We start from the raw sequence: 13,717 nt of genomic DNA on the forward strand, positions 1-13,717 counted from the left end.
GCCTCCCCCTCGGCGGCGGCCCGCGCCTGGGCGAAGAGGTCCTCCTGCGTGTAGTCGGCGAGCCCCGTCACCCCCACCCCCAGCAGCCGCACCCCGCCGGTGGTGTCCACGCCCTCCAGCAGCCGCGCGGCCGCCTCCCGCACCACCGCCGGGTCGTCGGTGGGGCCCCGCAGCGTCTCGGAGCGGGTCAGGGTCGAGAAGTCGTACCGGCGCACCTTCAGGACGATGGTCCGCCCCGAGTGGCCCGAGGCGCGCAGCCGGCCCACGCAGCGGTCGGCGAGCCGCTGGACCTCGTACCGGATCCGCACCCGGTCGTGCAGGTCCACGTCGAAGGTGTCCTCCACCGAGACGGACTTCGCGTCCCGCTCGGCGACCACCGGCCGGTCGTCCAGTCCCAGCGCCATCCGGTACAGGCCGACGCCGTGCGCCCGGCCCACCATCCGCACCAGCTCGTCCTCGCCCGCCTCGGCCAGCTCCCCCACGGTGGTGATCCCGGCCCGGCGCAGGTGCTCCCCGGTGGCCGGCCCCACCCCGGGCAGGGTGCGCACCGGCATGGGCGCGAGGAGCTCACGCTCGGTCCCCGGTTCGATCAGCAGCAGCCCGTCGGGCTTGGCCTCCTCGGAGGCGATCTTGGCCAGCATCTTGGACCCGGCCAGGCCCACCGAGCCGCTGAGGCCGGTGAGGGCCGTGATGCCGGCCCGCAGCCGCTCCCCCGTGGCGCGGGCGCCCGCCGCGTCGAAGGCCGCTCCGCCCGCCTCCAGGTCCACGAAGGCCTCGTCCAGGCTGAGCGGCTCCACCAGCGGCGACAGCTCCCGCAGCAGGCCCATGACCAGCTCGCTGACCTCGCGGTACAGGGTGAAGCGGGGGATCAGGTAGGCGCCGTTCGGGCAGAGGCGGCGGGCCTGCGCCGTCGGCATCGCCGAGTGCACCCCGAACCGCCGTGCCTCGTACGAGGCGGTGGCGACGACCCCGCGCGGGCCGAGCCCCCCGACGATCACGGCCTTCCCGCGCAGGCTGGGCTTCGACGCCTGCTCCACGGAGGCGTAGAAGGCGTCCATGTCCAGGTGCAGGATGGTCGGGGCGGATCTCACGGAACCGATGCTGCCCTACGCCACTGACAACGCGGTGATCACCGGCCCCGGCACCCGCCGCGGGCGCGGCCGGCGATCCGGGTCCGGCCAGACGGCCCGGTGCAGACGGCCCAGTGCAGACGGCCCAGTGCAGACGGCCCGCTTCAGACGGCCCGGTTCCGGCGGGCCGCGAGCTCGTCGGCCGGGTTGTGGCCCACCAGGGTCTCCCCGGTGTCCACGCGCTCCCCGTGCAGCTGCGACAGCGCGTTCTCGACGTCGCGCCAGACGACGCCCACCGCGATGCCGAAGACGCCCTGCCCGCCCTGGAGCAGGCTCACGACCTGGTCCGGCGAGGTGCACTCGTACACGGTCGCGCCGTCGCTCATCAGCGTCATGCGCTCCAGGTCGGAGAAGCCCCGGTCCCGCAAAAAGAAAACACGGCGGTGCGGATGTTCTAAAAGCGCCACCCAGGTGTCCAGGAAGCGCTTGACGATCTTCAGGACGACCACGTCGCGGAAGCTGTACAGCCGCTGGGTGCCAAAACCAGTAGGCGGGCCGCACGCTCGGCTCCACGAGTCCGGTCCGCGCCCAGTAGTCGAGCTGCCGGTACGTGATCCCCGCGGCGGCGCACGCCGTCGGTCCGCGGTAGCCGACCTGCTCGGACGCCGGGCCTTCGCTCACCGGTCCGACCGGCGCGGCCGCCGGCTGACGGTGCGCGGAACCCGCCGCGCCGCCGTGCACCGGGTACGGCCCACCGTCGCTGCGCACGGGGGTGCCCCCGGTCGTACCGTCGCCCGTGATCCTCACGCCGACCCTCCGTCCTTGACCTGCCACCTTGAAGGTAGGCAGTGACCAGGGGTGCGTCAACGATCGCCACACTCGGCACGCCGAGTGATAATCACCCTGAGAGTGGTTTCCCGTACCCCGCTGCGGGGAAAGGCTACTCGAATGGGCTGACAGTTCCCGGTGGACGGCGCGGCCGCCGGCGCGGCTACTGGGGGCCCGTTCCGAAGTCCTCGGGCGAGATCTGGTCGAGGAACTCGCGGAACTTCTCCACCTCGTCCTCCTGTTCGTCGGGAATGGCGATTCCGGCGTCGTCCAGCACGCCGTCGCTGCCGTAGATCGGCGTTCCCGTGCGCAGGGCGAGCGCTATGGCGTCCGACGGCCGCGCGCTCACCTCGACCCCGCTGGCGAAGACCAGCTCCGCGTAGAAGACGCCCTCCCGCAGATCCGTGATCCGGACCTCGGTGAGCTCCTCACCGACCGCCTCCAGCACGTCCTTGAAGAGGTCGTGCGTCAGCGGCCGGGCAGGGGCCATGCCCTGCTGCGCGAAGGCAATGGCGGTCGCCTCCCCAGGACCGATCCAGATGGGGAGGTACCGGTCGCCTCCCACTTCACGCAGGAGCACGATCGGTTGGTTGGAGGGCATTTCCACCCGGACACCCACAACGTCGAGCTCGTTCACACAGCAACCCTAGGACCTGCCCGGCAGGTTTGGGTAGTCGGGGCCCCACCGGGACCCGTCCGGTCAGTGCGGACGGAGCCCGAGAGCGGTCTGCACCAAGGCCTCGTGGAGCCTCACGGAAAGCACCGCGAGCTCCCTCGTCGTGGCTTCCGCGTGCGCCCTGGTCTGCGGATTGCGGTGCCTGCGCAGCGGGGCGACGAGCTGCTCCACCAGACCGGCCTCCCGGTCCGCCGCCGCCTTCATGCCCCGCAGGTGCCGCGGTTCGAGGCCGAACCGGCCGAGGTCCGCGATCAGCCGGGCCACGGCGAGCGTCCCGGCGTCGAACCCGCCGCCCGGCAGCTCCGAGACGAGCCCGTACGACTCCCACTCGACCAGCTGCGCCTCGTCCACCTCGGCGGCCGCCATCAGCTCGGCACGGCCCACGCGCGCCGCCGCCGGCGGCTCACCGGCCGCCTCGGCGTACCCGCCGGAGGGCGGTGCGCCGTCCACGGACTCCCCGTGCGCGGCGGGCGCGGGGATGCGGATCTGCTCGCCCCGGTCGAGCGCGTCGAGCTGCTCCCGGATGACCTTCAGCGGGAGGTAGTGGTCGCGCTGCAGGCGCAGGACGCGCGCGAGGCGCTCCACGTCCTCCGTGCTGAACTTGCGGTATCCGGAAGGCGTGCGCCGGGGCTCGACCAGGCCCTCCGCCTCCAGGAAGCGGATCTTCGAGATCGTGACTTCGGGGAACTCGTCCCGCAGCGTGGTCAGCACCGTGCCGATGCTGACCAGCTGCCCGGCCGAGCCGGCGGTGCCGTTCTTGGGGGCACCGCCCGTCGGGGTACGCAGCATGGAACCTTCCCTGGGGTCCCCCCGGAGGGTGTCCGGGGGTGGGGTTCCCCCCGGACGGTGTCCGGAGGGGTCAGACGCCCCGCAGGCTCGCGTAGAAGACCAGCCGGTACTTGCCGATCTGCACCTCGTCACCGTTGTGCAGGGCGACGGACTCGATCGGCTCGCGGTTCACGTACGTGCCGTTGAGGCTGCCCACGTCGGCGACGGTGAAGCCGCCCTCCGGGCTCCGGCGGAATTCGACATGCAGGCGGGACACGGTGATGTCGTCCAGGAAGATGTCGCTCTGCGGGTGCCGGCCCGCAGTCGTCAGTTCGCCGTCCAGCAGGAACCGGCTGCCCGAGTTCGGGCCGCGCCGCACGATCAGCAGCGCGGAACCGGGCGGCAGCGCCTCCACCGCGGCCTGGGCCTCGGGAGAGAGCGAGGACGACACGTGCTGGCCCGACCCCTCGGCCTCGTAGGCCTCCAGGCCCGAGATCGAGATGGTGGACGTGGTCTCCGAAGCGCGCTCCGGCGTCAGGCCCGGCCGCAGCGGCGCCCCGCAGTTGGAGCAGAAACGGCTCGCAGCGTCGCTGCGGTGACCGCACCTGCCGCACGTCTGCTCGGCCGACATGGACGGCTCCTCGCGCCGCGGCTGCCCCGCGGAGGCACTGGTGGCATAGGGGTCAGAGGCAAACCCTCCACCCGCACTAGAGGTTGATGGTTCACCGAAACCTATGCGTCCGGAACCAGCCGGGTCAACGGACGACGCGCCGCGCCCGCCCGAATTGTCACCCGGGCCGGCCACCTCGTCACGGAAGAGCGGCCTGTCGCCCTGCCCTTCCCCTTCCGGCTGCCCCGCGCGGTGCCGCGCCGCGCCGCTTTCCTCGTTCTTCTTCTTGCCGAACAACTTCTCAAACAACTTCACGGGCGATTCCCCTTGACCGAAACAGACCCGCCCGTGGGGCAGGACGAACTCTGCATGCACACACCTGCCGACCCGGACATTCTGACAACGTCCGTAACCACCAGACAGTTTCCACCACGCACGGCGACTTCCGTGCGTCGACCCCCCGCAGGCGTCGGCCCGCGTGAGCCTGTCCACGTTCCACTACGCATCACGGCGATGACGACCGAGCGTAGTCAGGCTGCTTCGCAGCCCGCAAGGCATCCACAACGATCTTCGCCGACCGTGTGACGGCGACCGTGGCCTGTTCCTTCTCCATCGTCTGCACCACACCTCCCGGGATGTTCAGCGCGGGCTCCAGATCCTGCGGTTTGCCGATGACCTTGAACTCGTAGGGCTGTGTGATCTTCTTACCGTCGATCCCGACCCCGCCGCCCTCGTCGGAGAAGTACGAGCCCGCCACGACGCGCACGCCGTTGATCTGGATCGCTTCCGCCCCGGCCGCCCGCAGCTCCTGGAGGGTGTCCAGCAACTGGTCGGACCGCACCTGACCCTTGGTGTCGGTGATCCGCAGCGTGATCCCCGGGCCCTGTGCCGCCACCGTACCGGCCAGGATGCCCAGTTGGCGCTCCTTCTCAACCGTCTGACGGCGGGCCTCTTCCGCCTGGTTGGAACTGCTCTGCAGTTCCTTGCGCTGGTCGTCCAGCCGCTGCTTCTCGTCCTCCAGGCGCTGGGTGCGCCCGTCCAGCTCGTCGAGGATCCGTACGAGGTCCTCCTGCCGGGCACCGCGCAGCGGGGCGCTGGAGTCGCTGTTGGACCGGACCTGGATCGCGAGCCCGAGGCCCAGGACGAACAGCAGCAGCGCGACGATCAGTTGGGCGCGGCTGAACCTGGGCGGCCACAGCCCGGCCGCCAGGCGCTGGCGCCCGGTCTCCTGCGGCACGGCCGGCCCGGGCTGCGGTGACGGCTCCTGGGGCCGCGACTCCTCGGGCTCCGGCGGGGTGTTCTCCGTGCTCATCGGCGTCACGCCCGGAAGACGTGCCGGCGGATGGCCGCGGCGTTGGAGAAGATCCGGATGCCGAGGACGACGACCACACCCGTCGACAGCTGCGAGCCGACGCCGAGCTTGTCGCCGAGGAAGACGATCAGCGCGGCGACGACCACGTTCGACAGGAACGACACCACGAAGACCTTGTCGACGAAGATCCCGTCCAGCATCGCGCGCAGACCGCCGAACACCGCGTCGAGGGCGGCGACCACGGCGATCGGCAGATAAGGCTCCACCACGGCCGGCACCTCGGGCCGGACCAGAAGCCCGACCACCACTCCGGCCAAGAGGCCCAGTACCGCGATCACGACGCACCCTTCTTCGGCTCTGCTGCTGTGGCTGTGCGGACGGTCAGGCTCGACGCCGCGGGCAGCCGTACCTCGTCCACGGGGGTCAGGCTGTACCGGATCCCGTAGCTCTCTTGGAGGACGTGCAGGTACTGACCGTCCACGGAGTCCTGGAACGTGGTCCCGAGCCGCTTCTTGTCACCCACCGCGAGGACCTCGTAGGGCGGCACCAGCGGCTTGTTGTCGACCAGTATCGCGTCACCCGCGGCCCTGATCGCCGACAGCGCCGTCAGCCGCTGCCCGTTGATCGAGACGGCCTCCGCACCCGCCTGCCAGAGCCCGTTGACGATCCGCTGCATGTCCCGGTCGCGGACCCGGCCGGTGTTCGAGAACCCGGCGCTCTCGCGCGGACCGCCACCGCCGCCCGACGAGGCACCCTTGGCATCGTCCACCACAAGCTTGACGCCGGGACCGTGCACCTCGGTTGCACCCGCCAGCACTTCCACCAGCCGGCCCCGCTCCCCGACCTGCTGTTTCAGCGCGACGCGCTGCCGGTCGGCGACCTCGGTCCGCAGCCGCTCGGTCTCCCGCTCCAGGGCCTCGGCGTGGTCGTCCGCCCTCTGTACCCGGTCGATCAGCTCCTGGCGCTCCTTGGCCAGCACCGGGGCCGCCACGCGTGCCTGCGCGGCACCGAGCGTGACCACCATCGCGGCGAGCACGAGGCCTGCGGCGAGCGCCAGCTTGGCCTTGAGCGTACGGGGCAGGCCCGCCGTGCCGTCCGCCTCGCGCCGGGCCGACGCTTCCGCATAGCCCTCGTCGAGGCTGTGGTCCATCACATGGGTCAGCAGCGACATGGACGCGTCGGGGCGCGCGGGCGGCGTGGCCGAACTCCGGTTGTTGGGCGGCTGCGACATGCCGCACATCGTTGCATGTCGCCGCCGCCAACACCCAATGCGCCCGTCCGGCGGGCCGGGCCGGGTCACTCCCCGCACCCGGCCCGCCGGAAGGTCAGTGCTGTCCGGCGCCGTCCACGGCCGCACCCCACTCGTCGAGGAGCGCCTGCGCGGAGGCGTCGTCGGGGCCTTCGGCCCACAGGTGGGTGACGGCCTCCGCCGGGTCCGGCAGGACCAGCGCCCACCGCCCGTCGGCCTCGACCACGCGCACTCCGTCGGTGGTGTCCACCTGCCGGTCGCCGGCGGCCTCCACGACCCGCCGCATGACCAGCCCCTTCGCCGCCCACGGCGTGGGGACGTCCCGCTTGAGCACGTGTGCGCGCGGGATGCGGGCGTCGATCTGGCTCAGGGTGAGCTGGGTCCGCGCCACCAGCCCGATCAGCTGGACGAAGGCCGCCGACCCGTCGAAGACGCTGCTGAACTCCGGAACGATGAAGCCGCCCCGGCCGTCGCCGCCGAAGATCGTCGTCTCCTCCCGGCCAACCCGGGTCAGGTCGTCGGGCGAGGTCGTCGTCCACTCCACCTGGGTCCCGTGGTACGCCGCCACCTGCTCGGCGACGCGCGTCGTGGTCACCGGCAGGGCCACCTTGCCGCTGCGCTTCTCGGCGGCGACGAGGTCGAGGAGCACGAGCAGCGCCCGGTCGTCCTCGATGATCCGGCCCCGCTCGTCCACCAGGGAGATCCGCTCGCCCACCGGGTCGAACCGCACGCCGAACGCCGCCCGGGCCGACGCCACGATCTCCCCCAGCCGCACCAGCCCGGCCCGCCGCGACTCCCGGGTCTCGGTGGGCCTGGACTCGTCGAGACCGGGGTTGATCGTCAGCGCGTCGACGCCGAGCCGGCCGAGGAGGCTCGGCAGGACGAGCCCGGCGCTGCCGTTGGAGGCGTCCACGACCACCTTGAGCCCGGCATCGGCGATGCCGGTGGTGTCCACCCGCCGGAGCAGCGAGCCCGTGTAGGAGTCGAACACGCTCGACGGGAACTGCAGGTCGCCGATCTCCCCGGGGAAGGCGCGCCGGTACTCCTGGCGTGCGTACACCCGGTCCAGCTTGCGCTGCTGCGCCTGCGACAGGTCGGCTCCCCGCTCGTCGAGGAACATGATGTCCACCGAGTCGGGCACCCCGGGCGAGGTTCTGATCATGATCCCGCCCGCGGCGCCGCGGGCCGTCTGCTGACGAGCCACCGGCAGCGGTACGTTCTCCAGGTCGCGTACGTCGATGGCGCTGGCCTGGAGCGCCGAGATCACCGCGCGCTTGAGCGCACGGGCACCTCGGGAGTGGTCTCGGGCCGTGGTGACGATCGCGCCCTTCTTCAGCATCGTCGCGTAGGCGCCGGCCAGCTTGACCACCAGTTCGGGGGTGATCTCCACGTTGAGGATCCCGGAGACGCCCCTGGCACCGAACAGGTGTGCCTGGCCGCGGGACTCCCAGATCACCGAGGTGTTGACGAAGGCGCCGGCCTCGATCGTCTTGAAGGGGTAGACGCGAACGTTGCCCTGGATGATGGATTCCTCACCCACGAGGCACTCGTCGCCGATGACGGCCCCGTCCTCGATCCGGGCGGCCCGCATGATGTCGGTGTTCTTGCCGATGACGCAGCCGCGCAGGTTGCTGTGGGGGCCGATGTAGACGTTGTCGTGGACGACGGCCTTGTGGAGGAAGGCCCCGCTCTTGACGACCACGTTCGATCCGACGACCGTGTGTTCGCGCAGTTCCACGCCGGCCTCGACCTTGGCGTAGTCCCCGACGTACAGCGGCCCGCGCAGCACCGCGTCCGGGCTGACCTCGGCCCCTTCCGCGATCCAGACGCCGGGCGAGATCTCGAAGCCGTCCATGTCGACCTGGACCTTGCCCTCGAGGACGTCGGCCTGCGCCTTCACGTAGCTCGCGTGGGTGCCCACGTCCTCCCAGTAGCCCTCGGCCACGTAGCCGAAGATCGGGCGGCCTTCCTTCATGAGCTGCGGGAAGACGTCACCGGACCAGTCGACCGAGACGTCCGGGTCGACGTAGTCGAAGATCTCCGGCTCCATCACGTAGATGCCGGTGTTGATGGTGTCCGAGAACACCTGCCCCCAGGTCGGCTTCTCGAGGAAGCGCTCGACCTTCCCCTCCTCGTCCACGATGGTGATGCCGAATTCCAGCGGGTTCGGCACCCGGGTCAGGCACACCGTGACCAGTGCGCCCTTCTCCTTGTGGAAATTGATGAGGTCGGTGAGGTCGAAGTCGGTCAGCGCGTCGCCGGAGATGACGAGGAACGTGTCGTCCTTCAGGGCCTCCTCGGCGTTCTTCACGCTGCCGGCGGTCCCGAGAGGCTTCTCCTCGTTGGCGTAGGTGAGCTCCATCCCGAGCTCCTCGCCGTCACCGAAGTAGTTCTTGACCAGTGAGGCCAGGAACTGCACCGTGACCACGGTCTCGCTGAGCCCATGGCGCTTGAGCAGCCTCAGCACGTGCTCCATGATCGGCCGGTTGACCACCGGCAGGAGCGGCTTGGGCATGCTTGAGGTCATGGGGCGAAGCCGCGTACCTTCGCCACCGGCCATCACGACGGCCTTCATGTCGGAAGAGTCCTCCTAGAGAGATGACGGTCCAGCCGACCTCACCCGCCCCGGACGGATACTCCGCAACTCCTCCGCGTCAGCACCGGCGCCGAGCGAGCTCAATCGGCCGTGGTAGCCCTGACCAGGCGGCGGACTTGCACCACGTAAAGGATTCCTGCCCACCAATAGAGCGTTGTACCCCATCCCGCGAACGCCCATCCGAAAACGGACGCCATCCAGGCCAACCAGCCGTCTCCGTCACTGAGCAGCAGGAGCGGGAAGGCGTACATGAGGTTGAAGGTCGCGGCCTTGCCGAGGAAGTTGACCTGCGGCGGCGGATAGCCGTGCCGGCGCAGGATCCACACCATGACCAGCAGCATTGCCTCGCGGGCGAGGAGCGCCGCGGTGAGCCACAGGGGCAGAATCTCCCGCCAGGTGAGACCGAAGAGCGTCGTCAGGACGTAGAGGCGGTCCGCGGCGGGGTCCAGCAGGCGGCCCAGTTTGCTGATCTGATTCCAGCGGCGCGCGAGTTTTCCGTCGAGGTAGTCACTGATCCCGCTGAGCATCAGGACGGCCAGCGCCCACCCGTCGTGCCGCTCCAGGATCAGCCAGAGGAACAGCGGTACGCCGACGAGCCGAGCCATGCTCAGGATGTTCGGAATGGTGAAAATTCGGTCGGTCTGAACCCGAGTCTCCTGGACCTCCACCCGGGGGCCTCCCACTGTGACACTAGAAATGGTCGAAACGGTGCTCCCCGACCCTACAGGAGTCCCGCCGGAGGCCGGCCGGACCCCGAACGCAGAAAAGCCCCGCACCAGAAGGTGCGGGGCTTTCCCACAAAGATTGTTCGGCGGCGTCCTACTCTCCCACAGGGTCCCCCCTGCAGTACCATCGGCGCTGAAAGGCTTAGCTTCCGGGTTCGGAATGTAACCGGGCGTTTCCCTAACGCTATGACCACCGAAACCCTATCGGTTTCGAGCGAACAAGCACACTCTGTAGTTGTGTTCTAGCTCTAGAAACCAGCAACCGTTCGTTGCTTCAGAACTAACACAGTGGACGCGAGCAACTGAGGACAAGCCCTCGGCCTATTAGTACCAGTCAGCTCCACCCGTTACCGGGCTTCCACATCTGGCCTATCAACCCAGTCGTCTACTGGGAGCCTTACCCTCTCAAGGAGGTGGGAATACTCATCTTGAAGCAGGCTTCCCGCTTAGATGCTTTCAGCGGTTATCCCTCCCGAACGTAGCCAACCAGCCATGCCCTTGGCAGGACAACTGGCACACCAGAGTTTTTTTTTGTCCCGGTCCTCTCGGGGGAGGGACGGGGCTTCTCAATATTCCTACGCGCACAGCGGATAGGGACCGAACGTCACACGACGGTCTAAACCCAGCTCGCGTACCGCTTTAATGGGCGAACAGCCCAACCCTTGGGACCGACTCCAGCCCCAGGATGCGACGAGCCGACATCGAGGTGCCAAACCATCCCGTCGATATGGACTCTTGGGGAAGATCAGCCTGTTATCCCCGGGGTACCTTTTATCCGTTGAGCGACGGCGCTTCCACAAGCCACCGCCGGATCACTAGTCCCGACTTTCGTCCCTGCTCGACCCGTCGGTCTCACAGTCAAGCTCCCTTGTGCACTTACACTCAACACCTGATTGCCAACCAGGCTGAGGGAACCTTTGGGCGCCTCCGTTACCCTTTGGGAGGCAACCGCCCCAGTTAAACTACCCATCAGACACTGTCCCTGATCCGGATCACGGACCGAGGTTAGACATCCAGCACGACCAGAGTGGTATTTCAACGGCGACTCCACAACCACTGGCGTGGCTGCTTCAAAGTCTCCCACCTATCCTACACAAGCCGAACCGAACACCAATATCAAACTGTAGTAAAGGTCCCGGGGTCTTTCCGTCCTGCTGCGCGAAACGAGCATCTTTACTCGTAGTGCAATTTCACCGGGCCTATGGTTGAGACAGTCGAGAAGTCGTTACGCCATTCGTGCAGGTAAGAACTTACCCGACAAGGAATTTCAAAAACACATAAAAATGGTTATAGTTACCACCGCCGTTTACTGGCGCTTAAGTTCTCAGCTTCGCAACCCCGAAAGGTCACTAACCGGTCCCCTTAACGTTCCAGCACCGGGCAGGCGTCAGTCCGTATACATCGCCTTACGGCTTCGCACGGACCTGTGTTTTTAGTAAACAGTCGCTTCTCGCTGGTCTCTGCGGCCACCCCCAGCTCAGAGAGCAAGTCTCATCACCAGGAATGGCCCCCCTTCTCCCGAAGTTACGGGGGCATTTTGCCGAGTTCCTTAACCATAGTTCACCCGAACGCCTCGGTATTCTCTACCTGACCACCTGAGTCGGTTTAGGGTACGGGCCGCCATGAAACTCGCTAGAGGCTTTTCTCGACAGCATAGGATCATCCACTTCACCACAATCGGCTCGGCATCAGGTCTCAGCCTTAACGTGTGACGGATTTGCCTACCACACGGCCTACACCCTTACCCCGGGACAACCACCGCCCGGGCTGGACTACCTTCCTGCGTCACCCCATCGCTTACCTACTACCACCTTGGATCGCCGGCTCCACCACTTTCCTTTCCCCGAAGGGTCCGGAACGGCTTCACGGGCTTAGCATCAGAGGATTCGATATTGGGCGTTTCAAAGCGGGTACCGGAATATCAACCGGTTGTCCATCGACTACGCCTGTCGGCCTCGCCTTAGGTCCCGACTTACCCTGGGCAGATCAGCTTGACCCAGGAACCCTTAGTCAATCGGCGCACACGTTTCTCACGTGTGTATCGCTACTCATGCCTGCATTCTCACTCGTGAACCGTCCACAACTAGCTTCCGCTGCTGCTTCACCCGGCACACGACGCTCCCCTACCCATCACAGCGGGCGTTGGCCCTATAGCTGCAATGACACGACTTCGGCGGTACGCTTGAGCCCCGCTACATTGTCGGCGCGGAATCACTTGACCAGTGAGCTATTACGCACTCTTTCAAGGGTGGCTGCTTCTAAGCCAACCTCCTGGTTGTCTCTGCGACTCCACATCCTTTCCCACTTAGCGTACGCTTAGGGGCCTTAGTCGATGCTCTGGGCTGTTTCCCTCTCGACCATGGAGCTTATCCCCCACAGTCTCACTGCCGTGCTCTCACTTACCGGCATTCGGAGTTTGGCTAAGGTCAGTAACCCGGTAGGGCCCATCGCCTATCCAGTGCTCTACCTCCGGCAAGAAACACACGACGCTGCACCTAAATGCATTTCGGGGAGAACCAGCTATCACGGAGTTTGATTGGCCTTTCACCCCTAACCACAGGTCATCCCCCAGGTTTTCAACCCTGGTGGGTTCGGTCCTCCACGAAGTCTTACCTCCGCTTCAACCTGCCCATGGCTAGATCACTCCGCTTCGGGTCTAGAGCGTGCAACTCAATCGCCCTATTCGGACTCGCTTTCGCTACGGCTTCCCCACACGGGTTAACCTCGCTACACACCGCTAACTCGCAGGCTCATTCTTCAAAAGGCACGCAGTCACGAGATACAGCAAGCTGCATCCGACGCTCCCACGGCTTGTAGGCACACGGTTTCAGGTACTATTTCACTCCGCTCCCGCGGTACTTTTCACCATTCCCTCACGGTACTATCCGCTATCGGTCACCAGGGAATATTTAGGCTTAGCGGGTGGTCCCGCCAGATTCACACGGGATTTCTCGGGCCCCGTGCTACTTGGGAGATGAGCAAGCAAGCCGCTGATGTTTCGTCTACGGGGGTCTTACCCTCTACGCCGGACCTTTCGCATGTCCTTCGACTACATCAACGGTTTCTGACTCGCCCAGCCGCCGGCAGACGACTGAAGCTCATTCCCACAACCCCGCATGCGCAACCCCTGCCGGGTCTCACACGCATACGGTTTGGCCTCATCCGGTTTCGCTCGCCACTACTCCCGGAATCACGGTTGTTTTCTCTTCCTGAGGGTACTGAGATGTTTCACTTCCCCTCGTTCCCTCCACACTGCCTATGTGTTCAGCAGTGGGTGACAGCCCATGACGACTGCCGGGTTTCCCCATTCGGACACCCCCGGATCAAAGCTCAGTTGGCAGCTCCCCGGGGCCTATCGCGGCCTCTCACGTCCTTCATCGGTTCCTGGTGCCAAGGCATCCACCGTGCGCCCTTAAAAACTTGGCCACAGATGCTCGCGTCCACTGTGTAGTTCTCAAATAATGACCAGCCACCCATCACCCTGCACCTCGAAAGGAACAAGTTCACTGGGGCCGGCGCTGAAGACTGACCAGACGGCCGTGCCTTCAGGACCCAACAACGTGCCAGGCACGATCTCTTTCAGTGACTCACTTTCCACGCCGAAGCAGTACTCGTGATCCATCCAGAAGACCGTGCCAAATAATCAACGTTCCACCCATGAGCTGACCGTGCAGAACGTTTGTCTGCAATCGGTACTGTGCTCCTTAGAAAGGAGGTGATCCAGCCGCACCTTCCGGTACGGCTACCTTGTTACGACTTCGTCCCAATCGCTGGTCCCACCTTCGACAGCTCCCTCCCTTACGGGTTGGGCCACCGGCTTCGGGTGTTACCGACTTTCGTGACGTGACGGGCGGTGTGTACAAGGGCCCGGGAACGTATTCAC

General features: G+C 66.6%; 10 protein-coding genes, 2 rRNA genes, 1 pseudogene and 1 other annotated feature (1 of these 14 running past the window's edge). All 13 genes and pseudogenes read right to left on the reverse strand.

The genetic code is table 11. The features are described from left to right. On the reverse strand, positions 1-1,091 hold a 1,091-nt coding region (locus SSNG_RS05875), incomplete at its 3' end, for a DNA polymerase IV (protein ID WP_007262888.1). Positions 1,092-1,234: 143 nt separating this feature from the next. After that, a pseudogene (locus SSNG_RS05880) lies at positions 1,235-1,751 on the reverse strand (MerR family transcriptional regulator). A gap of 310 nt (positions 1,752-2,061) precedes the next feature. After that, positions 2,062-2,535 (reverse strand): bifunctional nuclease family protein, encoded by a 474-nt coding sequence (locus SSNG_RS05885; protein ID WP_007262890.1) that lies wholly within the window; start codon positions 2,533-2,535, stop codon positions 2,062-2,064. A gap of 63 nt (positions 2,536-2,598) precedes the next feature. Then, positions 2,599-3,363 carry a MerR family transcriptional regulator gene (locus tag SSNG_RS05890; RefSeq protein ID WP_007262891.1) on the reverse strand — a complete coding sequence of 255 codons (765 nt, stop codon included), beginning with the start codon at positions 3,361-3,363 and terminating at the stop codon, positions 2,599-2,601. Between the two features lie 70 nt (positions 3,364-3,433). Then, positions 3,434-4,327 carry an FHA domain-containing protein gene (locus tag SSNG_RS43535; protein ID WP_007262892.1) on the reverse strand — a complete coding sequence of 298 codons (894 nt, stop codon included), beginning with the start codon at positions 4,325-4,327 and terminating at the stop codon, positions 3,434-3,436. 130 nt (positions 4,328-4,457) lie between these two features. Continuing rightward, the gene (locus SSNG_RS05900; protein WP_042800592.1) at positions 4,458-5,264 is read right to left on the reverse strand and encodes a DUF881 domain-containing protein; all 807 of its coding nucleotides are present in this window, start codon (positions 5,262-5,264) and stop codon (positions 4,458-4,460) included. Positions 5,265-5,269: 5 nt separating this feature from the next. Continuing rightward, positions 5,270-5,602 (reverse strand): small basic family protein, encoded by a 333-nt coding sequence (locus SSNG_RS05905; protein ID WP_007262894.1) that lies wholly within the window; start codon positions 5,600-5,602, stop codon positions 5,270-5,272. Continuing rightward, complete coding sequence (locus tag SSNG_RS05910; RefSeq protein WP_007262895.1) at positions 5,599-6,504, reverse strand: DUF881 domain-containing protein; 906 nt, start codon at positions 6,502-6,504, stop codon at positions 5,599-5,601. The genes SSNG_RS05905 and SSNG_RS05910 overlap by 4 nt, the downstream gene beginning before the upstream one ends. A gap of 85 nt (positions 6,505-6,589) precedes the next feature. Further along, on the reverse strand, positions 6,590-9,088 hold the full coding sequence (locus tag SSNG_RS05915; protein ID WP_007262896.1) for a mannose-1-phosphate guanyltransferase: 2,499 nt from the start codon (positions 9,086-9,088) through the stop codon (positions 6,590-6,592). Between the two features lie 101 nt (positions 9,089-9,189). Then, positions 9,190-9,777: a CDP-alcohol phosphatidyltransferase family protein gene (locus SSNG_RS05920; protein WP_042800595.1), complete on the reverse strand. Its 588-nt coding sequence runs from the start codon at positions 9,775-9,777 to the stop codon at positions 9,190-9,192. 138 nt (positions 9,778-9,915) lie between these two features. Beyond that, positions 9,916-10,032: ribosomal RNA gene (rrf, locus tag SSNG_RS05925) — 5S ribosomal RNA — on the reverse strand. A 106-nt stretch (positions 10,033-10,138) separates the two neighbouring features. Continuing rightward, a 23S ribosomal RNA gene (locus tag SSNG_RS05930) occupies positions 10,139-13,260 on the reverse strand. Between the two features lie 28 nt (positions 13,261-13,288). Further along, a complete protein-coding gene (locus SSNG_RS41865; RefSeq protein ID WP_165364977.1) occupies positions 13,289-13,456 on the reverse strand; it encodes a hypothetical protein in 168 nt (55 codons plus the stop codon). 86 nt (positions 13,457-13,542) lie between these two features. Next, positions 13,543-13,717: a sequence feature (mutual gap in cmsearch alignment for this rRNA model is longer than 100), on the reverse strand (it continues 1,322 nt past the right edge of the window).

Origin of the sequence: Streptomyces sp. C, from assembly GCF_000158895.1 — a bacterium.
GTDB classification, from domain to species: Bacteria; Actinomycetota; Actinomycetes; order Streptomycetales; family Streptomycetaceae; genus Streptomyces; species Streptomyces racemochromogenes.